Origin of the sequence: Yersinia mollaretii ATCC 43969 (assembly GCF_013282725.1) — a bacterium.
Taxonomy (GTDB): Bacteria; Pseudomonadota; Gammaproteobacteria; order Enterobacterales; family Enterobacteriaceae; genus Yersinia; species Yersinia mollaretii.
On record NZ_CP054043.1, the window covers coordinates 1,481,920 to 1,507,349 of the forward strand.

The following is a 25,430-nucleotide window of genomic DNA, read 5'->3' on the forward strand; positions in this document are numbered from 1 at the left end:
ATAATACGCCCATTGTTAGGGTGACTACAAGGTTCGGCAAATACACCAAACCTGCAATGAGGCTATTCCCTCAGTCCATAGTAGCTTGGCTATCTCATTCAGCGTACTGCCTGTCGTCACAACATCATCCAGCAGAGCAATATGTTGGCCCCGAATCGTCTCCTTGCAGCGAAATATTCCCTGCATATTTTCACGCCGCGCCGTGGCATTGAGTTTTTGCTGGGGTGGTGTCGCACGAATGCGTTGTAAGGTCATATTGCTGTAGTGGCAGTTAAGCCAGCGAGCCAATGGCTGAGCTAACAGATCCGTTTGGTTATAGCCGCGCCGCCAGTGACGCCAGCGGTGTAGCGGCACGCTGATAATTCTGTCTGGCTTGATAACCTTGCCGTGGCGGAAGGCATCGAGCCAGCGCAGTAACAGTAAGCGCGCTAAGGCGGGTGCCAGTGGTGTGGTGCCATTAAATTTGAGTTTTTTGATCAGCCCACTTAGCGGGGGCGCATAATCACTGACAAAAGTGAGGCTCTCCCAGTTGGGTGGTTCGCTCAGGCAGCGGCCACAGGGCAGATCCGGGCAGGTGCAGGGTAAACCGCAGCGCGGGCAGCAGGGTGGTAACTTGAGCAGATGGCGACGGCAGTAGCAGCAGATGCCGTGCCATGAGTGGTATAACCGTTGTTGGCATAGCCAGCATTGGCAGATGATTGTTAGCATCTAATTCGTCCTTAATTATCCCCTTCATCCTTGAAGCCGCAGGGGGCGTTGCTCTATTTTCGTAAGCCATTTTTTGTAAGCTATTAAATCAGGCAAGATGCCTGACAGGGTTAAGGCGACAGGATATTAACGTATGAAACAACTTTATTGGAACATCTGTGGTGAAGGCGATCGCGATCTTGTGCTGTTGCACGGATGGGGGCTGAATGCGGAGGTGTGGCATTGCATTATTGAGCGGCTCTCCCCGCATTTTCGGCTGCACTTAGTGGACCTCCCCGGTTATGGGCGCAGTAAAGATTTTGGGGCGATGCCCTTGTCTGAGATGGCCGCTATTGTGTTGCAGCAAGCGCCGCAACAGGCTTTGTGGTTGGGGTGGTCGATGGGCGGGCTGGTTGCCAGTCAGATAGCTTTGAGGCATCCAGAGCGCGTCGAGGGGCTGATCACCGTCTCTTCCTCACCCTGTTTTACCGCGCATGATGAGTGGCCGGGTATCCGGCCGGAAGTGTTGGCGGGGTTCGAGCAGCAACTCAGTGAGGATTTCCAGCGCACGGTTGAGCGCTTTTTGGCATTGCAAACATTGGGTACTGAAAGCGCACGGCAGGATGCCCGCTTATTGAAAGCGGTGGTGTTGCAACATCAGATGCCGGAGGTGGAGGTGCTGACGGGGGGGCTGGAAATTTTGCGTACTACGGATTTGCGCGAAGCACTGGCCGCTTGTTCTCTGCCGTTTTTGCGTATTTATGGCTATCTGGATGGGTTGGTGCCGCGCAAAGTAGCCTCTTTGTTGGACCACGAATGGCCGCGCACGCAGTCTGTGGTGATGAAAGGGGCGGCACATGCGCCGTTTGTTTCTCATCCTGATGATTTTTCAAATTTAATTTTGGATTTTGCGCAACAGAACAAGCGCTAAAGTGGCGGGCATCACCACGGGTTTCACGGCCCCAATCCCTGCTGAGAGCACAGGTGAATGGAATTTAATCAGTCATTAAATGGCTAAATATCAAATTTGCTTAATAATTAAGACTGCTTTACTGGTGTTACCCATTCATTTGCGAGGTATTTGGTATGAATTTATTGAAAAATTTGGCCGTAGCTCTGGTGGTGTCGGTGATCTCTTTTGGCGCGATGGCGGCGAAAGAGATCACCAAAGATGAAGCGAAGCAATACGAAAAAATCGGCACGATCTCGACTTCGGGTGAAGCGACATCGCCAATGGATGTGAAAGAAGAGTTATCAAAATTAGCGGATGAGAAGGGCGGTAAGTATTATGTGATTATCGCTGAGCGTGAGAAGAAGAAGTTTGATGCTAATGCCGATGTCTATAAATAGCCAATATAAGGGATGCCCGCTTGGGCATCTCTTCGCCGGATGTTACTGATGGTTTTTTAACTGATAACTCACAGGATGACATTGGTTTTGCCCCTCAGGGCAACTTTTGCAACTGCCTGTCAGGCAGCCACTATTATCTTGCTCAATACGTTCAATCTTACCCATCGCCGTCAATCTCTCCAACATGGCCTCAACCAGCGGTAAAGGCAGCGCCAATTGTTGGCTGAGCTGATTCGCATCAATGCTACCACTGAGGGCGATTGCATCGCGTAGTTGCAGTAAGCTGGCCATAGCACCTCCTTTTTAAGCAATACATCCGTTGAGGGTGATCATCAGTTAATGGCAGTCATTGCCTGGACGTTGGCAACAACTGGCTGGGGTGCTGCTTTGTAGCCTCATGGTGACCCGACTGCGCGCGCGGCGTAAACCAAATAGGATCAGCGCATTGATTACAATCACTAATGCAATGATGCTCAGACTTTGCTGTGGATGCTCGCGGAAGGTGGCCGCCTGATAGAACAGGGTCGCCAGTGAGTAAGCCACATTCAGCCCCCAGAGTATTGAGAATGTCATCCAACCCCGGCTAGTTTCCCGCGCAATGGCCCCCATCACCGAGACACAAGGCACATACAGCAGTACAAATATCAGGTAGCTATAGGCGGCGATGCTGGAGCCAAATTTACTGCTCATCATGCCCATCGAACCGGCCGCCATTTCGCCATCACCTTTGCTGGCTTCAATGGGGTTAGATAACACGCTGAGACTAAAGGTATCTTTTAGCCCCTGCCACGTGGTTTCCGCCGCGCCAGCCAGTTCTGCCAGTAAATTGAAATTCTCTGCATCAAAGGGCTGATTCTTGATCTGCTCAGCGGTGTAGAGGGTGTTGAGTGTCCCCACCACCACCTCTTTCGCCATTGCCCCGGTCACTAACCCGACAGTAGCCTGCCAGTTATCGCTATGAACTCCCATTGGCGTAAGCAGGGGGGTTAGCACTTTACTGACGGAGGCCAGCGCCGAGTCATTGATGCTATCCACCGCTTTGCCGCTGAAGGAGAAGCTATTCAGCCCGCCAATGAAGATACTGGCGATAACAATGACTTTCCCCGCCCGCAACACAAAGCCTTTCAGCCGCTGCCAAGTTTGTAATAACAAGCTTTTTAGGTGTGGAACATGATAAACCGGCAGCTCCATCACGAAGGGGGAGGCTTCACCGCGCATGATGGTGTATTTCAGCACCAATCCGGTGAGGATGGCGACCGCGATTCCCAGTAGGTAGAGAGAGAACACAATGCTAGCCCCATCTTGCCCGAAGAAGGCGGCGGCGAAGACGGCAAAAATTGCCAGCCGTGCGCCGCAGGACATAAAGGGGGCCATCATGATGGTAATCAGGCGCTCGCGCTGTGCATCCAGTGTACGGGCACCCATGATGGAGGGCACATTGCAGCCGAAGCCAACAATTAGTGGCACGAAGGATTTACCCGGTAAACCCAGTGCCTGCATCAATCTGTCCATCACAAAGGCGGCGCGGGCCATATAGCCGGAATCCTCCAAAAAGGAGAGAAACAGGTACATCATGCCAATTTGCGGCACCAGCGGCAGCACGGTATTAATCCCCCCGCCGACACCTTGGGCGAGGAAGATGGTGAGCCACTGCGGGAAATGTAGGGTGTAGCCGACCCATTGTAGCCCCTGAATAAAGATAGCCGCAGATCCTATATCGAATATTGGCTGCAATGCCCCACCAATATTTATGGCCAAGACGAACATTAAATACATCACAAACAAGAAGATAGGGACACCTAACCAGCGGTTAAGGATCACCTTATCCAGTGCTTGTGTCAGGCGGTTGGGTTCCGCCTGTTGCGAATTGCCGACGATATCGCAGATGCGGGCGATGCTTTGATAGCGGGCATCAGCAATCACCAGTTCAGGATCTTCGTGCTGATTCTCCCGCAGTTGATGGCGCGCCTGCTCAACCAGAGAGGGGGCGATACCCGCACGGGCCAGACTGTAGATGTCACCTTCCAATATTTGCAGCGCGAGCCAGCGGCGCTGCTGCTCGGGCCAAGATGCAGGCATGGCCTGTGTCAGTTTATCCACTTCACTGAGTAGCACCGGCGGATAGTTCACCAATGCCTTGAAGGTGGCGGGCTGAAACTCATCAATACTGTTTTTTAATTCATTGATACCACGCCCACGGGTGGAGACCAGTGGAATGACCGGGCAGCCTAACTGTTGAGATAACGCATTGATATCAATCTCAATATGCTGGCTTTTGGCGATATCCAGCATATTGAGCGCCACGATGCAGGGGATACCCAGTTCGACCAATTGCAGGGTGAGATAGAGATTGCGTTCGAGATTCGCCGCGTCTATCACGTTAATCAGCAGATCAGCTTCGCCGCTCAGAATATAGTGGCACGCAATTTGCTCATCCAGCGAGGTTTGCTCTGAGATGGTCGTTAGGGAGTAAGTCCCCGGCAGGTCAACTAAGGTCACCTGATGTTGTGCTGTGGTGAAGTGGCCCTCTTTGCGCTCGACTGTGACCCCCGCCCAGTTACCTACCCGTTGACGAGCCCCAGTTAACTGGTTGAAAAGGGTGGTTTTACCCGCATTGGGATTGCCGATCAGGCCGATTGTGAGTGCTTTCATGATCCAACGTGATATCAGTAAATTAAATAGAGCGGCACCTAGGCATTTTCACATGCCACAGGGCAGAAGAAATAAGCGGGTGGCCTGAGGTCTAGGGTTGTAGATCCAGCGTGAGCAGATCTAAATCTTTTTTGCGAACCACCAGACTGACTCGGCGGGTTTCTATCTGAATGGGATCACCTAAAGGCGCGAGGCGAACAACATTAAATGAGGAGCCGGGTAACATACCCAGTGATAACAGTTTTTGCCGATAAGCCGGGCTAATTTCAGGCGAGAAGCCCACGATTTTGTAGGAACGCTGCGGGATAAGATGCATTGGAGCCTCTTGATATATCGTTATTGGCGTACCAGAGTTCAGAGTAATAGCGATCTATACCCGTCATTCTTCAAGTTGCATGTGCGTTGGCTGCCTTCGTACTGATGTAAGCTCCTGGGGACTCGCTCAGTTGCCGCCTTCCTGCAACTCGAATTATTTAGGGTATAAAAGCTAATAGATAAAATAATGATAGTAATAATCGTTTTCATATTCAACTAATGACAAAGACTCAAAAGTAAATATTCATTACGATTCTATTTTTAGAATTAATTAGTCTGATTTCTATTTGTGCCTGTTTTACCACCAAACTGACATAATCGCAAATGCGAATGATGAGTTAAATCAGTTAACTAAATGTTTCTATCACTTTTTACCTTGACGATAAAACACCAATCAGTAACAAAATGGATTCACTCTGATTTAAATCAAATAACATTCAAATTTAAATTAACTCGCAGAATGACATCATAATTAATTATTAGTTAGTGCCAATAATTGACGGAATTAACTCCAATGTTAACGAGATTGTTAAATTAATATCGGGCTTAATCCAAGTTGAATGGGGGTTGCACGAAAGAAAAGAATTGCGTGCTAATTAATTTAGAAGATAAATCTTCAAATTTATAGAAGAAAATAATATGAGCCGAGTGGAGAAAGTTGCGGGTTAGGGTGAAGCAACCGCAGATGAGACAACACAGAGATGAGAGAAAGGGCCACAAAAGTGTGGCCCTGAGGTTAATGGTAAAGTGCCAGCGGCGGAGAGAACAGGCAGATCGTAAAGACGCCGTAAACCCATCCTTGGGGGCTCGAGCCGCGCCCTCCCTGGCGCGGACGCTTTACTCTTCCACCTGTCCTCACCGTTTCAGATCGAGTCATCGGGGCTTGTCATCAGCCTGAGAGCCACAGAAAATGTGGCCCTGAGTGGCTATATCAGCGTTTCTTAAAGGCCGCTGCCAGTGCATCACTCATGGCGCTGTTATTACCTGTGCTGCTGTCTGCTCGCCCTTTGGCGGCTGGGCGGTTATTTGAGTCAGAGGTGTTACGCGGGCGGCTGGCACCCCGATTATCACTATTAGTCGTGGCGCGACTCTCGCCGCCATTACCACGGCGTGAACCGCTCTCACCCGGCTGCTCATCAAGGCGCATGGTCAGGGCAATACGTTTGCGCTGTAGGTCCACTTCCATGACTTTTACTTTGACGATATCACCCGCTTTCACCACTTTATGCGGGTCATCGACAAATTTATCCGCCAGTGACGAGATATGCACCAAACCGTCCTGATGCACGCCGATATCCACAAAGGCACCAAAGTTGGTGACGTTAGTCACCGAACCTTCGAGGATCATCCCCGGTGTCAGGTCGTTCATGGTTTCAACGCCCTCGGCAAAGGTCGCCGTTTTAAATTCAGGGCGCGGGTCGCGGCCCGGTTTTTCCAGCTCGCGCAGGATATCCGTGACCGTCGGAACACCAAAACGCTCGGTGGTGAAATCACGTGCGTTGAGATTGCGTAGTGCCGAGGCATTACCCATTAAATCCTGCAAAGCTTGCTCAGTGGCGGCCAAAATGCGCTCAACCACCGGATAGGCTTCTGGATGCACGGTGGATGCGTCCAGTGGGTTATCGCCGTGGTTAATGCGCAAGAAGCCCGCACACTGCTCAAAGGCTTTTGGCCCGAGGCGGCTGACTTTTAGCAATTGCTCACGGTTATGGAATCGGCCATTCTCATCACGCCAGTTAACGATATTCTGCGCCATCATGCGGGTCAAACCGGCAACACGGGTCAGTAACGGCACTGATGCGGTGTTTAAGTCCACGCCCACGGCGTTTACGCAGTCTTCCACCACCACGTCCAGCTTTTTCGCCAGTTGGCTTTGGCTGACATCGTGCTGATACTGACCGACGCCGATGGATTTCGGATCGATTTTGACCAGCTCGGCGAGGGGATCTTGTAAGCGGCGGGCAATCGACACTGCGCCACGAATCGAAACATCCAAATCCGGGAACTCCAGTGCTGCCAGCTCAGAGGCGGAGTAAACAGATGCCCCGGCTTCGCTGACAATCACTTTTTGCGCCGTGACCGCCGGATACTGCTGTTGCAGCTCAGTAAAGAAGCGCTCGGTTTCGCGTGATGCGGTGCCGTTACCAATCGCCACCAGTTCAACTTGATGCTTGATGCACAGAGCGGCCACAGTGGCGGCGGCTTTGGCTGCCTGTCCAGTGTGGGGGTAGATGGTGTCATAGGCGACCAGCTTGCCCGTGGCATCGACCACTGCCACTTTCACGCCAGTGCGCAGCCCCGGATCGAGGCCCATGGTGGCGCGCATCCCAGCCGGAGCGGCCATCAGTAAATCCTGCATATTACGGGCGAACACGTTGATAGCTTCATCTTCGGCCCGCTCGCGCAGGGTGCTCATCAATTCGGTTTCCAGATGCATCAGCACCTTGATACGCCATGTCCAGTTAACGACCGCTTTGCGCCACGTGTCGGCGGGGGCGTTATTCAAGCGCAGATCCAGATGGTTGATGATGATCTGCTCGCCCTGACTCTCGCGAGGGGGTTCATCAAACTGTGGATCTGGGTTTAATGCTAACTGCAACACACCTTCGTTACGGCCACGGAACATCGCCAATGCACGGTGAGAAGGGACTTGGGCGATAGGCTCATGGTGATCGAAGTAATCGCGGAATTTAGCGCCCTCCTGCTCCTTACCTTCCACCACTTTTGACACCAGATGCGCATTTTTCCACAAATATTGGCGTACTTTCGCTAGCAAAGTGGCATCTTCAGCAAAGCGCTCCATCAGGATATAACGCGCGCCATCCAGTGCGGCTTTGGTGTCCGCGACGCCTTTATCGGCATCGACATAGGCCAGCGCCACTGACTCGGGATCTTGCTGCGGGTCGTTCCATAAGCTGTCAGCCAAGGGTTCCAGACCCGCTTCAATCGCAATCTGCCCACGGGTGCGGCGCTTGGGTTTATAAGGGAGATAAAGGTCTTCCAGCTCGGTTTTACTCATGGTGCCATTGATGGCACCCGCGAGTTGCTCGGTCAGCTTGCCCTGATCGTCGATGGATTTAAGAATGGTTTGGCGGCGATCTTCGAGTTCACGCAGATAACCCAAACGGCTTTCCAACTGGCGCAGCTGGGTATCATCCAACCCGCCGGTAACTTCCTTACGATACCGCGCAATAAAGGGCACGGTATTACCTTCATCTAACAGGCTGATGGCAGAGCTAACTTGCTCCGGCCGGGCCTGTATTTCGCTTGCAATAATACGGCTCAGTTGTTCATTCATAAGTCTGATGTCAGTTTGATAGTGAATAGGGGAAATAGCAGAGGATAGTTATACGGATTGCCTAGATAAATTGCCAGTAGAGTGCTCATTAGACACTTGAGCTAACCTGAACTTATCGGTAAAAACTTAGGGTATAATAGTGGCATCTGTGCCAAAGGGATAATTGGATAATTTATGGCTAAAAGCAATTACATTACCCGCGAAGGCTGGCAGGCGCTGGATCGTGAGCTGCATTATCTGTGGCGGGAGGAGCGCCCGGTGGTGACGCTGGCTGTGTCTGAAGCGGCGGCGATGGGCGATCGTTCGGAAAATGCTGAATATATTTATGGTAAGAAGCGGCTGCGAGAAATTGATCGCCGGGTGCGCTTTCTGACCAAGCGCCTTGAGGTGCTGAAAGTGGTCGATCCGGACCCGCGTCAAGAGGGCAAAGTCTTTTTTGGCGCTTGGGTGCGAGTCGAAAATGAAGCTGAAGAGCAACGTATCTTCCGTTTGGTCGGGCCGGATGAATTTGATCCGGCGAAAAAATGGATCTCTATTGATTCGCCAGTGGCCCGCGCCTTGATTGGCAAACAGGTGGATGATGAGGTAACCGTCCAGACGCCAAATGGCGAAGCGACCTACTGGATATTAGAAATTCGCTATCGCCCATTCGACGAAATTGTTGATAATCAGGCACAACAATAAGCTTTGTAACAATTTCGACTAGAATGTATACCATAAATAGCTGTCTGATATACCCGCCATACTTCAAGCTGCATAGGTATGGGCCTCCTTCATTTAGCCCAGCCACTTACTGATGTAAGCTCTGGGGGAGTCGCTCAGTTGTCGCCTTCCTGCAACTCGAATTATTTTGGGTATAGAGTAAGTATTTCTAACAATGTGCAGATTCGGGCAATACGGCCTTTGGGAGTAATAAAATGCAAGAGAATCACAAGATTCTGGTCGTTGATGACGATATGCGCCTACGTGCGCTGTTGGAACGTTACCTAACAGAGCAAGGTTTCCAGGTGCGCAGTGTCGCCAATGCTGAACAGATGGATCGCTTGCTGACCCGTGAGTCTTTCCACCTGATGGTGCTTGATCTGATGCTACCGGGTGAAGATGGCCTCTCTATCTGCCGCCGTTTGCGCAGTCAAAGCAACCCGATGCCGATCATTATGGTGACGGCGAAGGGGGAAGAAGTGGATCGTATCGTTGGGCTGGAAATCGGTGCCGATGACTATATTCCGAAGCCATTCAACCCGCGTGAGCTGCTGGCGCGTATCCGCGCGGTATTGCGCCGTCAGGCCAATGAATTGCCGGGTGCACCGTCACAGGAAGAGGCAGTGATTGCGTTTGGTAAGTTCAAACTGAACCTGGGCACCCGCGAGATGTTCCGCGAAGATGAGCCTATGCCACTGACCAGCGGTGAGTTCGCGGTGCTGAAAGCCTTGGTGAGTCACCCGCGTGAGCCGCTATCCCGCGATAAACTGATGAATCTGGCCCGTGGCCGTGAATACAGTGCAATGGAGCGCTCTATCGACGTCCAGATTTCGCGCTTGCGCCGCATGGTGGAAGAAGATCCTGCGCATCCACGCTATATCCAAACCGTATGGGGCTTGGGCTACGTATTCGTGCCGGACGGCAGTAAAGCATGAGGTGGTGGCGCTTTTCTCCCCGTAGCTCATTTGCCCGCACCTTATTACTGATTGTGACTTTGCTGTTTGTCAGCTTGGTCACGACCTATTTGGTGGTGCTGAATTTCGCTATTTTACCCAGTTTGCAGCAGTTCAATAAAGTGTTGGCCTATGAAGTTCGTATGCTGATGACTGACCGACTGCAACTGGAAGATGGCACGCTACTTGAAGTCCCGCCCGCATTTCGGCGTGAGATTTACCGTGAATTGGGGATTTCGCTTTATACCAATGCTGCGGCAGAGGAAAGTGGCCTACGTTGGGCACAGCACTATAAATTTCTCAGTGATCAAATGGCCCAGCAATTGGGTGGGCCAACCGATGTTCGGGTCGAAGTTAACAAAAACTCGCCAGTGGTCTGGCTGAAAACTTGGTTATCGCCAGATATCTGGGTACGAGTGCCCTTAACTGAGATCCATCAGGGCGATTTCTCGCCACTGTTCCGTTATACCCTCGCTATTATGCTGCTGGCCGTGGGCGGTGCCTGGCTATTTATCCGTATTCAGAATCGACCCTTAGTCGAACTGGAACACGCGGCTTTGCAGGTCGGAAAGGGGATTATTCCGCCACCACTGCGGGAGTATGGTGCCTCGGAGGTGCGCTCGGTCACTCGGGCATTTAACCAGATGGCGGCTGGCGTGAAGTTGCTGGCAGATGACCGAACCTTGCTGATGGCCGGGGTGAGCCATGATTTACGCACACCGTTGACGCGAATTCGTCTGGCGACGGAGATGATGAGCGAAGCCGACGGCTATCTCTCTGAGTCGATCAATAAAGACATTGAAGAGTGTAATGCGATTATTGAGCAATTTATCGATTATCTGCGCACCGGGCAGGAGATGCCGACCGAACCGAGTGAACTTAATTCGGTATTGGGTGAAGTGATTGCGGCAGAAAGCGGTTATGAGCGGGTGATTGAAACGGATCTTTGCGAAGGCGAAGTGCTGGTGGACATCCATCCGCTATCCATTAAACGCGCCTTGGCGAATATGGTGGTGAATGCGGCTCGCTACGGCAATGGCTGGATAAAAGTGAGCAGCGGCACCGAGCTACAGCGAGCGTGGTTCCAAGTAGAAGATGATGGTCCTGGTATCAAACCAGAAGAGTTAAAGCATCTGTTCCAACCTTTCGTTCGGGGTGATAGCGCTCGCAGCACCAGTGGTACTGGGTTAGGGCTAGCCATTGTGCAGCGGATTATTGATGCCCACGCCGGTTCGTTGGATATCGGCACCAGTGAACGGGGTGGGTTACGGATTCGTGCCTATATACCGCAATTAAATAATATAACCTCCACTCATAAGTCGTAACTCCGTCAGAGAGGCGGCTCTACTTCACATCCCCCAAATAATAGCTTACACAGTTAATTACTGTGTGGGCTATTATTTAATTAAGTTGCTTCACCTAATGATTATTTACTCATATTATTAAAATAAACCATTAGTAATGACTAGTATATACTGAATTTAATTATTTCTTATGATGAAACTCTTGATGAGTATTCCTTAGCCAGTAAAATTCATCGACTACTTATTGAAGCGTGGAGATGAATATGGGTATAGATAATTGGATGGTTCCTGATAAAAATATTATTAATGGAAATCCAATGGTGAGTGTTAATCATCTAAATTATGACTATCAAGTGATATTTCAGTTATCTGATGATGCGATCTTGACATACAGTGCTGCAATGCTTGCCAGTAAACATCCGGAAAAAACACTTATTATCCAGTACGACATATATGAGGATAAAACACGTGTTGTGTATGGGGCGCCAGATAAATTACAGGGTAACCGTGTTAGATGGATATTAAATGGACATGGTAGTAGTAAGAATCGCAAATTCGATAATTTTAATGCTTCGACATTATATACGATTCTCAATCATCTAAAAACAGAAAGAAATATGGTCTCTCCGGAACGAATAATATTGTTTTCTTGTAAGCTGGGAATAGATGCTGATGATGGGGTAAAAGAACATTTTGCTTTGGATTTTGCGGAAATAATGCAGGAAAATAATGACAAGGCATCCTTACGTGCTTACAACAAAGAAGTCGGTACGATGGGAAGAGATATTGTGAGAGTGAAAGATTATGGACGGCGTTTAACAGCGACAGGTAAGCCAAAAGAGTATTTTTTTGGGAACCTTAAGCATCGAGTTGATTACCATATTAATTCTGATGGTCAGCTGCTAATAAATAATATGCCAATAGCAGCCTACATTCTTCAGGATATTGTGAAGGGAAGAATAAGTGCTGTAGAAGCAGCTGAGAGATATAAGAAGTATTTGCTATATTATATTACTGCTGACAGTGACGGAAGAATAGATCCTGACAGGCTGTCACAGTTGTCTAAGAGCATCCCAGAAGTGCTGCAGTTTGACCATGATTTTGTGCGTGATAACACAGCGCCCCTAAACAATGGTGTTTCTGAACATTTAAATAATAATAACAAATTCAGTGAACCGTACCAGCATGAGTTATCTTCGTTAAAAGATACTATGATAAACAGTAAATCAGCTCTGCACGGTCATAATAAGTTGAGTAAAGTAACCAATAAGTTAGGGTGGGGTAATCAGATTATTTCTACTTTCCGATTAGGTATATCGACATCAGTGATGTTGAAGAAATTGAACTCATCAGAAATCACTCAACAAGAAAAAAAAGAAATTAACGAGGCATTCGCGTTAAGTTGGAGCGAATTTGTAGTTGATTTTGGTATAGATGTTATGCAGCCCTCTTTTGAAAAGGGGGCTGGATTTTTTGCAAAAAAAGTCCCACTCACTAAAGGAATCAGCCAAGTGGGCTCCCGTACGGGAAGTCTCATTGCAAAGTCTGCCGGATCAGCACTCAATATTGCTTCTGCCGGATTTGATATCTATAACGTTGTTAAAGTATATGAGCAGTTAGAAAAAGAAACTGATCCAGATAATGCGAGGGATCTTATCATCAATGGCACACTCTCTGCGTTAGGTGCGGGGGTGGGTATTTTAACCGCTGCTGCTTTAGCCGTCGGTTTTGCTATTGCGGGGCCATTAGGTATTCTGGCGGGTATCGGTATCTCATTGGCCGCCATGATTTATAATGCTGTTTCGACCATTGCAAAAATAAAAGAGCAAATTGATTTAACGCCTTGGGAAGAGTTTAAGAATGGTACGCGCTTAGCGTTTGGCGCGGACTTGGAGCAGAGTATCTCTGCTCGGCTGGAGGAAAAACAGAAACGCCTGCTGCGTGAAACTATAGATCAATATGCGCAGGAGATCGCGAGTAAGCGGCTAATTCCTTCAGGAGTAACTGAGTATTATTATGTTTATGATAAATATGGTGAAGTAAAGAAAGCACAATATTATTATATCAACAAGAAGAAAAAAGACTATCTTGTTAATGTCCTTAATTCAAATGATGATAATTTCTTTAAATTTGAAGGCGAATTTATACATAAAGATACGAGGCAGATTTTATCTGAATATATTTATAAAAAAAATTGGATGAAATGCAGTTACAGTGAGTACGAAGAGTATAGAAAAAGCAAAAAATTTGTTGTTGAAAGAAGGCTGGATGATGTTTTTGATGTCAGTGGAAATACTAATATTGCCATTATTATTGATCATGAAACTTTCAATGACAAATATTCAGTTGATTATGTTGAGCATGCTAAAATTCTCGCTTTAGATAAGGCAAGAACAGAACGTACAGGACATTTAGAGCTGAGTCCCTCTGCTAATAAGAAAGCCCATTTTAATACGGGTGTGGGTGATTCTTATGTTTTTGCTGATCGTCATGTACAAAATAGTTTTGATATTACGCAAGGTACAAAAACATTTGTGGGTGGTGATCTGAATGATACTTTCTATCTTCATGGTAATGAATTATTAGAAATTTTCCAACCAAGCCAGCTTGATGGTCGAAAGGGTGAAGATACGCTTGCTATTATGGGGGTTAATCAGGAGGGGGTTATTGGCTATAAAATTAATTTAATGGCAGGAACTATTCACTATCACACTAATGATATACCGCTACTAAGCATTAATGCGCCAAGATTATTGATGAAAATCTCTAATATTGAACATATATACAGCGCTGAAGATACCGATGATATATTGACGGGTGATGATCAGGTTAATGTCCTCAATGGTATGGGGGGGCGGGATATATTGAAGGGCCATGGCGGGAATGATATGTTGTCGTTACAATCGGGTGAAGCTTATGGTGGCTCCGGCTCTGATAATTATAAGATATTACAAAATAAGAAGAATAAGGCGGTTTCAGTCGCCCTTTTCGAACAGTCGGGCAATGAAATAAGCCATGTTATATTGGATTATTCTCTACAAAAGATAGAGAATGTTTACTTGTCGGGAAATGATGTTTGCATTGTCTTAAAGAATGAGAATAGTACATTGACCACTTTGATGCTTAGGGATGTTTACAGCGATATTAATCATGGTGATAAGAAAAGAAACAATGATTTTATCTTTTACACCAAAGATGGGTTTATATTAACACCTCAGTGGCAGGCAGTTTTAGTCAATGAAGGGAGTCATAGTGATGGCGAATTTAACCCAACTTTAGCAGCCTATCAATTTTCAAATAGGTCATCTCCTTTATCGGATGTGAACAATCCTATTCCGCGTAACTTTATCTCTAAGACAAATGGCATAAATATCGTCAAAATAGATAATGTCAATGTTACGTTGAAAAATTTCATTGACCCAATGTTGATTGGACATGATTTTAGTCTAGATACATTAGAGGGCAGTGCACAAGATGATCTATTTAATCATTTAGGTGCAGGCGATGAGATATACGTCTCACAGGGAAATGATAAATATATTATTGATACTTTGCTACTACCCAATACGACTCAGCACGATAGATTAATATTATCAAACAATGGTCAGCATGACTGGACTACGGGGCAGGATCAGACCTTTTTCCTGAATGATATTAGCGGGGATGATCTACAGATAACCTCAAAGATACTTAATGGTGAGCAAGAGGTGGTTATCAGTCATAAACAGTTACCTGATGACTATTTGAAAATAAAATTGCCCATGCCAGAAGAGGGTAATTTGGTCTATAACCAGTTTTGTGTGGTCGATAAAGATAAAAAACGCTTTATTGTTAGATATAACTTTCTCGAAGCGGTTATTTCACCCGAGTTTCCATCTGAAATAACTGACCATAGACATTTCGCTTTATCGAAAGGTAATTATTTGACTTGGAAATTCGATGCATCAGTGAATGATGATTTTGACGCCATAGTGGATGACGGCTTAGTCGTACCAGTGGATAATGCTGATGACATTGATCAGTTAATGAATGATATGGGCAACATGCCAGTTCAAAAAAACCAGAACTCATTTTTATCTGGCTTTCATAACTATTTTAGAACGTCACATTTGGGCGCGTCTGATTTGCCGCCGGTTGTTGCTGCCCAATAATTGTCGCGGTATATCAGAGAGTCACAATCAGCTATTCAGGCGTCGTAAAAAATAATGGCGACCAGAAGGCCGCCATTGTTCAACGTGAGTTGTTTTATTAGTGCTAGATTTTCGGCCCTGCACTCACCAATGCAGCCCCTGCTGGGGTATCGGTATACTTATCAAAGTTGGTGGTAAAGCGATGTGCCAGATTTTCAGCTTTCTCTTGCCACTGTGCAACATCCGCATAGGTGTCACGAGGGTCGAGAATCGCTGGGTCCACACCCGGTAATGCCATTGGTACTGCCAGATCGAAGATTGGCAGGGTGAAGGTTTCTGCTTTATCGATCTCGCCGTTCAGGATGGCATCAATGATGGCGCGGGTATCCTTGATAGAAATACGCTTGCCAGTCCCGTTCCAGCCGGTGTTGACCAGATAGGCTTGTGCGCCCACGGCCTGCATGCGTTTAACCAGCACTTCAGCATATTGTGTTGGATGCAGAGACAAGAAGGCTGCACCAAAACAGGCAGAGAAGGTTGGGGTCGGCTCGGTGACACCGCGCTCAGTACCAGCCAGTTTGGCGGTAAAGCCAGACAGGAAGTGATACTGGGTTTGATTGGCAGTCAGCCGTGATACCGGAGGTAAGACGCCGAAGGCATCGGCAGTCAGGAAAATGACCTTGGTCGCATGGCCTGCTTTGGAAACCGGCTTAACGATGTTTTCGATGTGGTAGATTGGGTAAGAAACACGGGTGTTTTCAGTTTTGGAGCTGTCGTTGAAATCAACAGTGCCGTCTGGTAGCACGACCACGTTTTCCAGCAATGCATCGCGTCTAATGGCGTGATAGATATCAGGTTCAGCCTCTTCAGATAACTTGATGGTTTTGGCATAGCAGCCACCTTCAAAGTTAAAGACGCCATCATCATCCCAGCCGTGCTCGTCATCGCCGATCAATTTACGTTTCGGGTCAGTAGACAGCGTAGTTTTACCCGTACCGGACAGGCCGAAGAAGATGGCAACATCGCCTTTTTCACCGACGTTGGCCGAGCAGTGCATGGATGCAATGCCCTTCAACGGTAGCAGGTAGTTCATCATCGAGAACATCCCTTTCTTCATTTCGCCGCCGTACCATGTGCCGCCAATGAGCTGCATACGTTCCGTTAGGTTAAAGGCAACAAAGTTTTCGGAGTTCAGACCCTGCTCTTTCCAGTTTGGGTTAGTGCATTTAGCGCCGTTCATGACGATAAAATCAGGCTCGAAATCGGCCAGTTCTTCATCTGTTGGGCGGATAAACATGTTTTTGACGAAGTGCGCCTGCCAAGCCACTTCAGTCACAAAGCGGACTCGCAAGCGGCTGTCGGGATTAGCACCGCAGAAAGTATCGACAACAAACAGACGTTTGCCAGACAGTTGCTCAGTGACCAGCTCTTTCAGGTGGCTCCAAGTCTCTTGGCTCAGCGGTTTGTTATCATTTTTACCTTTGCCCTGATCGGCCCACCACACGGTATCCTGTGTAATTGCATCGCGGACAATATATTTATCTTTTGGCGAACGACCGGTAAAGATGCCGGTATCGACCGCTATTGCTCCTGTGGTGGTGAGGGTTCCGCGCTCGTATCCTTCAAGCGTGGGTTTAGTCTCTTCCTGGAACAGTAAATCATAGCTTGGGTTGTAAACAATCTCGCTGACGTTATGGATGCCATAGGCGGCGAGCTCCTGCGGGGTAATTCCTTTAACACTCATGTCATAACTCCTGGATCGTCAATTTTCTACCAGCGATTGTAAATCCTCATCTCTGATTAACAGCGATAGCGTTCAAATATTTCAACATATGACCTATTTTTCGCTAGGTTATGAGAGATAGAACACGGATTGTCGCAAGCATGAAACGGCAGAAGCGCTGGGCACGTGTCAGCACCCAGCTAAATATTACAAAGATTAATGCATTTGGTCAGAAGACGTGCTATTGCCGTTCTTGATCGAGGCGATATCAACCGCATCAAAAAGGTAGTGATTGCCGCAATACTCGCAATGCATATCAATATTGCCGTCTTGCTCCAGCATTTCGCTGATATCCTCTTCGGATAACGTGACTAATGCATCGGCGCAACGCTCACGCGAGCAGGTACAGCGGAAACTCACGTTTTGTGGCTCATAGAGCGTCACTTCTTCCTGATGGTATAAACGATACAGCACCTCATTGGCCGGCAGGGTGAATAACTCCTCGGCTTTGATGGTGGTTGTCAGTTGTGCCAGATGATCAAATTCATCTTCATTGCGCTCTTGTGCTGGCAGAACTTGCAGTAACATACCGCCAGCTGCCGCTTTTCCTGATACTTCGCCAGTGCGGATAAACAGACGGGTCGGAAGCTGTTCAGACTGCATAAAGTAACTTTCTAGGCAGGCGGCGATTGTTTCGCCTTCCAATGCCACTACGCCCTGATAGCGCTCACCTTTTGCTGGCGTAATGGTGATCACCAGATAGCCGTTGCCGACCATCTCTTTTAGCGTACTTTCGTCGCTGATTTCGCCTTTGAAGCGGGCCACACCGCGCATCTCTTGCTGGTTATTACCGTTAATCACCGCCAGCGTCAAGGGGCCATCGGTGCTCTGCAATTGCACGGTGATATCACCATCAAATTTCAGGGTAGCGGTCAGCAAGCTGGTCGCGACCAACATTTCACCCAGCAGTTTTTGCACCGCAGGAGGGTAGTCGTGATTGGCTAATACCTGCTGATAGGTTTCATTGACTGAAACCAGCTCACCGCGCACAGCATGGTTAGCAAACAGATAGCGGTGTAATTGGTCGTGATTAGACATAGGTTTCTCTCATTTAGGCCGCCACTTAAATCCGTCATCTTTCAATCCGTCATCTTTCAATTCGTATTTGAAATCTATTGGGTTTACTCAGGCTCGCCTTGTTTAAATTTGATTAGGTTGCGACGCTCTTTTTTATCCGGTCGCCGATCAGGATGCGGCATGGTCAGGGCATTCAGCTTGCGCGCTTGTGCCACTTTCTCGCGGTTGACGATACTGGCTTCGGTCTCTTCATACAGTGCCTGCGCCTCACTGGCCCCCCGGCGCTGGCTGTGTAACGCCAACACCCGCACTGTGCGCTCGTCATTACCCTGCCGCAGACGAATTTCAGCATTGATTTCAACCAGTTTACTGGGTTTCCCGCGCTGACCGTTGTAGTGGACTTTACCGCCATCCACCATTTCACGGGCGATGGCTCTGGTTTTATAAAACCGGGCCGCCCACAGCCATTTATCCAGCCGAACCGATTCGTCTGTGGCTGTTTTATCTTTCATGAAGACTCCTGTCATTGGGCTGATTTATGCTTCACGTCGCTATTATTTCTCGGGTCGCTTTATTCCGAACGTAAGTGTAATGCTGGCAATAGCTTACGGTAGTCATTAATTGCGGGATGGCTGTGAAAAACTTTGTCAGCACAGCTAGAATCCGGATTCTCTATTCCCAAACAGTAGCGAATGCCAAAGGTGCGAGCGGCATCCAAAATGGTTTCACTGTCATCGACAAATAGGGTTCTGGCCGGATTCAGCCCGGTGTGCTGCGCAACAGCCAGCCACAGTCGTTGATCTTCTTTCGGATATCCAAATGTATGGGTGGAAAGTAATAAATCAAGGTGCTGATCAAGCGCAGTGTGCTCAATTTTTACCGCGAGGCTGTGTGGGTGGGCATTGGTGAGCAAAATGGTTTGCAAACCTCGTTCACGTAAACTGGATAGGAATGGCTCGGTATCTTGGCGCAAGCGGACGCGGCTACCCGCTTCGCTGGTCATGGCGTAAATATCCAAATCCAGCCGTTCACTCCAGTAATCGAAGCAATACCAATTTAAGGTGTGCTGCACCGCCAAATATTCATCGTGAATAATTTTGTGCGCTGACGCCAGCGGAATTCCTCGGCGTTGGCTGAGTGTTTCCGGCACCTGTTTGAGCCAGAAATGGCTATCAAACTCCAAATCCAGCAGGGTGCCATCCATGTCGAGCAGCACAGTATCAATTTCTTGCCAATTAAATTCAGGGGGCATAGCGACTCCACAATCACATTAGTGGTGATAAATTATACGCGCAATAGACGAAAAAGGGCTAACGCAGGAAAGGGGCTGGAGTGAGGGTTTGGTTGAAGCAATTATCATAATAACGCTGAATATTATCCATGCGACTACGGTTTTGCAGTACTCGCTGAATTAATAAGGTGGTATTCACCACTAAGCAGATAATCAGTGTCAGCAGTAGCAGGCTGGTGCCCAAATAGCGGCTGAGCGTCATCATATCTGGTTCGCTATGTAGCGCAATATGGCGAGTGCCATTGGCGTCGATAGTGATATTGGTGATGATGCCTTCGGCCTTAAACGGGGTATTGAGCAGTAATCCAGAGAGCCGCTGCAACTCTCGCCACTGTTCCAGTGCGCTGTAATCAAACAGCGGCACGGCAGGGGCAGGGTGATTCACTAGCTGCTTACCTTCATCGCTGGTGATCAGGAATCCACCCGGCGGTGGGCTATTCAAGGCTTCTGTCGCCAGATGGGTTTCACGGTAAACAAAAGATGAGGTGGCGGTTTTAACCAGACTTTCCAAGGTGTCGGCACTGACGGGGCGTAACAGCACATTCATGCCTTTTAAGGTGCCAGATTGCGCACGTTTGACCAGCCCCGACCAATTCTTGGCATTACCCAAATTCACTAAAGCATTCTTCAGGCGAATGCAATCGCTTTCAGCACCGCATAATGCCTGCGTTTTCAAGACGATATCTGCAAAATTATCCAACAAGATCATGCCAGATTTTTCAATCGCCGTGGCTAACTGAGGGTTGACGTTGGCGTCACTCCCCTGTGGATGTAGTTGCTGAGTGACGCTCGCCATCAGTGACGCAGCCCTTTCAATCGTGTCCGATTCAGGCAGTGGCAGAGGGGCGGCGTTATTCCAATAGATGCCGGAACAATCAAACGGTGTAAAAACAAAACTGTGCGGATTTTGAGTATTCGGTGGGACGTAGCACATGCCTGTCCCCTGCGCCTTCAACATATCGCCGATGCGCAATGGCATTTTTTCCAAGGCCTCGACGCTGGTCACCTGCTGGCTTTGCGCACCTTGCAGCCAGGCAACACTCAATTTCAGCGGCAAACCGAGGGGGACATAGATCAGTAACAATGCCATCACGAGCAGAGAGCCGGCCATCAGCGTCAGGTTTTTCCCCCAGCGCTGCAATGGAAAATGTTTCATCTCATCATGCAGGGATAAAAAACGGCCTTGACGGATAACCTGACGATTGAGGTAGATATCAATATTGGTTTTTTTGCCCAGATCATGCGCAAAATAGGGTCCCCAATGGGCCGGATAAATCAGGTCAACCACCCCGAGGGAGATATTGCTCATCTGCCCCTGATTCGATTCACCAAACAGCCCCCAGCGCTTCGGTGTACCACTTAAGCAATGGACTTCACGCAAATCTTTTTCAGACAGCGGACGGAATATATTCCAGCATGCCCAGCCGATTAATGTTGCGGCCACAATCACCAGCCAAGGCAGGGTGACTGCTGGGCCTATCAGGGCGAAAAACAGTATTAGCAACGCCAGACAAATGGCTATGGCTTCTTTTAAGTCATTCGCGCCATGCAGGGCATACTCTTCTGCTGTTTCCTTACGGATATTCAGCAGCTCAATGTGTTCACTATCAGCTTTGCGAATCGAGGCATTTTGCGCGGTGGATGGCAATATAGGCTGATAAGTATTTTCTGGCTGATGATTCTTCAGAGTATGCCCATTAAGGGAGATGACCAAAGGGATACTCTGAGTTTGGATCAGTTCTACGTCATTATCCTGAGTGATGTATTGCTCCCACGACGAGGGCAGATGGACTTCAATCGAATCAAGGTAATAGCGCCATTTATTGGGTTCGTCACTCGCCACACCGTAGCGGGTAATGGCGCGGGTAACCGAATAAACCTTTTCGCTTTGGGGCGTTAGAACGAGTTTTTCTGGCGCGAAATCGCGGTTGGTTAGCGTATTAGGGTCAAAGGTTGACAGGGCTTTGAAGCCAGAATTTTCGTGCTGGCTGAGCAGATAATTCTCAATATTAACCCGCTCTTCCGGCGTCAGTGTGCGGTGAGTGGGTTTCGCGAATGGCAGGGTTGCAGCTACGCGAGGGCTAGGGCGGAATTTAAACCACCACAGCAAGCCTACTGCGATCAGACTGGTCAACAGTAAGGCCAATATTAAAACTATTGTGCTCATCCCATCCCCATCCGAGCGCCCCTGACTTACGTCAACTCTATGAAAGAATGCATATTATGCGTAAATACAGTGCAGAGGCGTATAGCAGAGTTATTCAGTGAACTAGCATGACATTCGCTATTATTCATCAAAATAACTAATACAGTGCTCTTAAACTGCCCGTAGACTGGAGAAGGATAGCAAGGTTAAAACATCGGTAATATCAGCATAATCCTATTTTCAAACACAATTTTTAACGTGCATTGAGCGGAAGTAGGGTGAAAATTGACCGACTAAAATCTTGACTAAACTCGCCTTCATGTTAAAAACAGGTAAATTATATCTAACTGACATTGCGATAAAGGTTCTCATTAACGCACAATGTGATCAAGTTCTAATAAATTCCATTAGAAAGTATCAGGTTAATTGCAATAGGCAGAAATCGCTTATTAAGTCACCATCAAAAACCCTGATGATCTTGGTACAAGTCCGTGTAGCGGTGAGTTTTTAATTTGGGGCCATCATGAAACATCTGCATAAACCTAAAATTCTTAAAATAGAAACGGTTGCCCGCTCCCGCTTGTTTACTGTCGAAGCGGTAGATTTAGCATTCAGCAATGGCGTGCAACGTGTTTATGAGCGTATGCGCCCATCCAATCGCGAAGCGGTGATGATTGTGCCGATTATCGGTAATGACTTATTGCTGATTCGTGAATATGCGGTCGGTATTGAAGAGTATGAGCTGGGCTTCCCGAAGGGGCTGATTGACCCAGGGGAGGGCGTGCTGGAAGCTGCAAATCGTGAGCTAATGGAAGAGGTGGGGTTTGGTGCTGAGCGCTTTGACTATCTCACTAAGCTGACAATGGCCCCTTCTTATTTCTCCAGCAAAATGAATATTGTGATCGCCCATAGCCTCTACCCGCAAAGTCTGGAGGGGGATGAGCCGGAGCCTTTGCCACAAGTGCGTTGGCCCATCGCCAATATGATGGCGCTGCTCGACGAACCTGACTTCTGTGAAGCCCGCAATGTCAGCGCGCTGTTTTTAGCGCAAGCATTCCTGAATCGTGCGGGTACCGCTTAATCCGCGACAGTTGAGTCATAGCTTGCCGCATACCATTGCCGTATAACTGCATATGCATATAAGAAAGCCGGGAGGATCTTGCGATCTCCCGGCTTTTTCATTGGTGACGACAACTATTGTTCCGTCAGAACAACTCGTGGGTCTGACCGTTATCCATCAGTGTCGTCCCAGCTTCATGCACCGAATACTCGGTCGGCTGAGTGCCTTCGATAAAGAACTCTGGGCGGCTGCCCGGCCCGCCAGTAGAGAGCTTACCGGTCTGCTTATCAATCACTACGCTAACGATACCCGGCGGTGGTGTGACGGTTTTTTCCGGCAAGCCCTCAAGAGCCGCCTTCATAAAGTCATCCCATGCTGGCTGAGCGGTCTTCGCCCCCCCTTCAGCGCCGGAGATTTGGTCAGCGATTGCGCCAGATGCCGAACTGCGGCCTAAATCGCGGCGATGGTCATCGAAGCCAATCCAAACGGAGGTGACGGTATCTGGGCCATAGCCAGAGAACCAAGCATCTTTCGAGTTGTTGGTCGTACCGGTTTTGCCGCCAATATCTTTGCGCTTCAGATCACGCCCCGCACGCCAGCCCGTCCCCATCCAGCCCGGTTCCCCGAAGATGTTGGAGTTCAGCGCATCACGAATCAGGAACGCCAGCGGCGTACTGATCACATGTGGTGCATATTGCTCATCGCTATTGAGCTTAGCCTGCGCAGGGGTGACTTGCTCCAGCTCTGGCATCGGCACATTGCTGGCGCTGTTCGTCTGTGAGGTCGCGACGTTTTCGATATTATCGTCCGACAGCACGACTGAGCGCTGAGTGTCGCCATAAATGACCGGTAAGTTGCACTCTTGGCAGACAATTTTGGGTTTTGTCTCAAACAGCACATTGCCGACATCATCCGTGATTTTGGTGATGAAGTAAGGGTCAACCAAGTAACCGCCATTAGCCAGCACCGCGTAGCCACGGACTAACTGCAATGGTGTAAATGAGGCTGAACCCAATGCCAGTGATTCCGAATGCACGATATTCTGTGCAGGGAAGCCAAAGCGTTGCAGGTATTCAGCGGCATAATCCACACCCATCGCGCGCATTGCCCGCACCATCACCACGTTTTTCGACTGACCCAAACCTTGACGCAAGCGAATCGGGCCATCGTAAGTTGGTGGTGAGTTTTTTGGCCGCCAGTCAGTACCAGCACCGGCATCCCAACGGGTAATCGGCAAGTCATTGAGGATAGTTGCCAGTGTCAACCCTTTATCCATTGCGGCGGTATACAGGAAAGGTTTGATGTTCGACCCCACCTGACGCAGCGCTTGTGTGGCACGGTTGAATTTACTTTGGTTAAAGTCAAAACCGCCCACCAATGCTTTAATTGCGCCATTATTAGGATCGATAGAGACCAAGGCTGAGTTGACGTCCGGCACCTGTGCCAGCCACCAGTTATCCTCGACTTTTCTGACCCAAATCTGCTGACCCGGCTGCACCACATCGGTGACTTGTTTCGGTGTTGGTCCCTGAGCGTTATCCGATTTAAACGGACGTGCCCAACGCATACCTGACATCGGCAGGGTCACGTTACTGCCATCCGCCAGCATGGCCGTGGCTTGTGCCGCATTGGCTTGTGTCACGACCGCTGGCAGCAGCGGGCCATAGACCGGCAATGTTTTTAGCGAATCAATAATCTGCTCGCGGCTCCACGCACTTTCACCCACCTTCCACAACACATTGGAGGGGCCGCGATAGCCATGGCGCATGTCATAAGCCAGCACATTGGCGCGTAGGGATTCAACCGCCGCCAACTGGAGCTTTCTGGTGATGGTGGTATAGACCTGATAGCCGTCGGTATAGGCATTCTCACCATAACGCTTAATCATCTCCTGACGCACCATCTCAGACAGATAAGGTGCTGAGAAGGCAATTTGCGGAGCATGGTAGTTGGCGACAAGATCTTCGCTGCGCGCCTGATCGTACTGTGCTTGGGTTATGTACTTTTCATCCAGCATACGCGACAGCACGACATTTCGGCGCGCGATCGCCCTGTCATGTGAATAGAGTGGGTTGAAGGTTGACGGTGCTTTTGGCAAACCGGCAATCATCGCCATTTGGCTAAGGGTCAACTCGTTGACTTCTTTACCGAAATAGACCTGCGCCGCTGCCCCAACTCCATAGGCACGGTAGCCGAGATAAATCTTGTTCAGATACAGCTCAAGAATTTCATCTTTGGTCAATAACTGTTCAATGCGAATGGCCAGAAAGGCTTCCTTGATTTTACGCATCAAGGTCCGCTCTGGGCTTAAGAAAAAGTTGCGCGCCAATTGCTGGGTAATGGTACTTGCCCCTTGTGAGGCGCGGCCAGACACCATGGCAACCGAGGCAGCACGCAGGATACCCACCGGGTCCACACCGTGATGCTCATAGAATCGGCTATCTTCCGTGGCAATAAACGCGTGCACCATTTCGGGTGGAATCTGTTTTAGTGTCAACGGGATACGGCGTTTCTCACCGTACTGAGCGATCAATTCGCCTTCGGCGCTATACACCAGCATCGGTGTTTGCAGCCGGACATCTTTCAGCGTGGCAACATCGGGTAGCTGAGGCTCAATATATTTGTAGAGGCCAAATATCGAGGCTGCTCCCAGTAAAATGCAACACACTGTAAGGATCAAAAAATACTTTACGAACTTCACCTGAGATTTCCCATTCAATGTCAATTGGGCAGTTTATAAAC

General features: G+C 48.7%; 18 protein-coding genes and 1 pseudogene. 7 read left to right on the forward strand and 12 right to left on the reverse strand.

From position 1 onward, the window contains the following. Positions 1-24: 24 nt before the first annotated feature. The gene (gntX, locus tag HRD69_RS06480) at positions 25-708 is read right to left on the reverse strand and encodes a DNA utilization protein GntX (protein ID WP_004875173.1); all 684 of its coding nucleotides are present in this window, start codon (positions 706-708) and stop codon (positions 25-27) included. 133 nt (positions 709-841) lie between these two features. Between gntX and bioH the strand changes: the two genes are divergently transcribed. Together bioH and HRD69_RS06490 are read left to right on the forward strand one after the other, a co-directional pair. Then, complete coding sequence (gene bioH, locus HRD69_RS06485; RefSeq protein WP_004875172.1) at positions 842-1,618, forward strand: pimeloyl-ACP methyl ester esterase BioH; 777 nt, start codon at positions 842-844, stop codon at positions 1,616-1,618. 155 nt (positions 1,619-1,773) lie between these two features. Next, positions 1,774-2,037: a YdgH/BhsA/McbA-like domain containing protein gene (locus HRD69_RS06490; protein ID WP_004875171.1), complete on the forward strand. Its 264-nt coding sequence runs from the start codon at positions 1,774-1,776 to the stop codon at positions 2,035-2,037. A gap of 42 nt (positions 2,038-2,079) precedes the next feature. Here HRD69_RS06490 and HRD69_RS06495 read toward each other — a convergent pair whose 3' ends face one another. From HRD69_RS06495 to HRD69_RS06510, 5 genes and pseudogenes are all read right to left on the reverse strand, one after another. Then, positions 2,080-2,328 carry a FeoC-like transcriptional regulator gene (locus tag HRD69_RS06495; protein WP_004875170.1) on the reverse strand — a complete coding sequence of 83 codons (249 nt, stop codon included), beginning with the start codon at positions 2,326-2,328 and terminating at the stop codon, positions 2,080-2,082. Between the two features lie 45 nt (positions 2,329-2,373). Then, a complete protein-coding gene (gene feoB / locus HRD69_RS06500) occupies positions 2,374-4,689 on the reverse strand; it encodes a Fe(2+) transporter permease subunit FeoB (RefSeq protein WP_004875169.1) in 2,316 nt (771 codons plus the stop codon). A 91-nt stretch (positions 4,690-4,780) separates the two neighbouring features. Continuing rightward, complete coding sequence (gene feoA / locus HRD69_RS06505; RefSeq protein WP_004702177.1) at positions 4,781-5,005, reverse strand: ferrous iron transporter A; 225 nt, start codon at positions 5,003-5,005, stop codon at positions 4,781-4,783. Positions 5,006-5,736: 731 nt separating this feature from the next. Further along, positions 5,737-5,802, reverse strand: a pseudogene (locus tag HRD69_RS20575) (gluconate 5-dehydrogenase); the annotation flags it as partial. Between the two features lie 133 nt (positions 5,803-5,935). Then, positions 5,936-8,302, reverse strand: coding sequence for a Tex family protein (locus HRD69_RS06510; RefSeq protein WP_004875167.1), 2,367 nt, complete (start codon positions 8,300-8,302; stop codon positions 5,936-5,938). Positions 8,303-8,476: 174 nt separating this feature from the next. Between HRD69_RS06510 and greB the strand changes: the two genes are divergently transcribed. The 4 genes from greB (at position 8,477) to HRD69_RS06530 (ending at position 15,412) form a co-directional block, all read left to right on the forward strand. After that, positions 8,477-8,986: a transcription elongation factor GreB gene (greB, locus tag HRD69_RS06515; RefSeq protein WP_004875166.1), complete on the forward strand. Its 510-nt coding sequence runs from the start codon at positions 8,477-8,479 to the stop codon at positions 8,984-8,986. Positions 8,987-9,219: 233 nt separating this feature from the next. Further along, on the forward strand, positions 9,220-9,939 hold the full coding sequence (gene ompR / locus HRD69_RS06520; RefSeq protein WP_004709363.1) for an osmolarity response regulator transcription factor OmpR: 720 nt from the start codon (positions 9,220-9,222) through the stop codon (positions 9,937-9,939). Further along, complete coding sequence (gene envZ / locus HRD69_RS06525; protein ID WP_032814378.1) at positions 9,936-11,282, forward strand: two-component system sensor histidine kinase EnvZ; 1,347 nt, start codon at positions 9,936-9,938, stop codon at positions 11,280-11,282. The genes ompR and envZ overlap by 4 nt, the downstream gene beginning before the upstream one ends. A 242-nt stretch (positions 11,283-11,524) precedes the next feature. Further along, positions 11,525-15,412, forward strand: coding sequence for a C80 family cysteine peptidase (locus HRD69_RS06530; protein WP_161597834.1), 3,888 nt, complete (start codon positions 11,525-11,527; stop codon positions 15,410-15,412). Positions 15,413-15,515: 103 nt separating this feature from the next. Here the strand turns inward: HRD69_RS06530 and pckA are convergent, their stop codons facing one another. The 5 genes from pckA to HRD69_RS06555 all read right to left on the reverse strand — a co-directional run bounded on the left by pckA (position 15,516) and on the right by HRD69_RS06555 (position 21,649). Continuing rightward, positions 15,516-17,135, reverse strand: coding sequence for a phosphoenolpyruvate carboxykinase (ATP) (gene pckA / locus HRD69_RS06535; protein WP_004875163.1), 1,620 nt, complete (start codon positions 17,133-17,135; stop codon positions 15,516-15,518). Positions 17,136-17,330: 195 nt separating this feature from the next. Beyond that, positions 17,331-18,212 (reverse strand): Hsp33 family molecular chaperone HslO, encoded by an 882-nt coding sequence (gene hslO, locus HRD69_RS06540; protein ID WP_004875162.1) that lies wholly within the window; start codon positions 18,210-18,212, stop codon positions 17,331-17,333. Between the two features lie 83 nt (positions 18,213-18,295). Continuing rightward, on the reverse strand, positions 18,296-18,703 hold the full coding sequence (hslR, locus tag HRD69_RS06545; RefSeq protein WP_004875161.1) for a ribosome-associated heat shock protein Hsp15: 408 nt from the start codon (positions 18,701-18,703) through the stop codon (positions 18,296-18,298). 59 nt (positions 18,704-18,762) lie between these two features. Beyond that, positions 18,763-19,443 (reverse strand): GMP/IMP nucleotidase, encoded by a 681-nt coding sequence (gene yrfG / locus HRD69_RS06550; protein ID WP_004875160.1) that lies wholly within the window; start codon positions 19,441-19,443, stop codon positions 18,763-18,765. A gap of 58 nt (positions 19,444-19,501) precedes the next feature. Next, positions 19,502-21,649 carry an intracellular growth attenuator family protein gene (locus tag HRD69_RS06555; protein ID WP_032814377.1) on the reverse strand — a complete coding sequence of 716 codons (2,148 nt, stop codon included), beginning with the start codon at positions 21,647-21,649 and terminating at the stop codon, positions 19,502-19,504. Positions 21,650-22,151: 502 nt separating this feature from the next. Here HRD69_RS06555 and nudE point away from each other — a divergent pair. After that, positions 22,152-22,709 (forward strand): ADP compounds hydrolase NudE, encoded by a 558-nt coding sequence (gene nudE / locus HRD69_RS06560; RefSeq protein WP_004875158.1) that lies wholly within the window; start codon positions 22,152-22,154, stop codon positions 22,707-22,709. Between the two features lie 124 nt (positions 22,710-22,833). Here the strand turns inward: nudE and mrcA are convergent, their stop codons facing one another. Next, positions 22,834-25,389 (reverse strand): peptidoglycan glycosyltransferase/peptidoglycan DD-transpeptidase MrcA, encoded by a 2,556-nt coding sequence (mrcA, locus tag HRD69_RS06565; RefSeq protein WP_032814376.1) that lies wholly within the window; start codon positions 25,387-25,389, stop codon positions 22,834-22,836. Positions 25,390-25,430 lie beyond the last annotated feature (41 nt).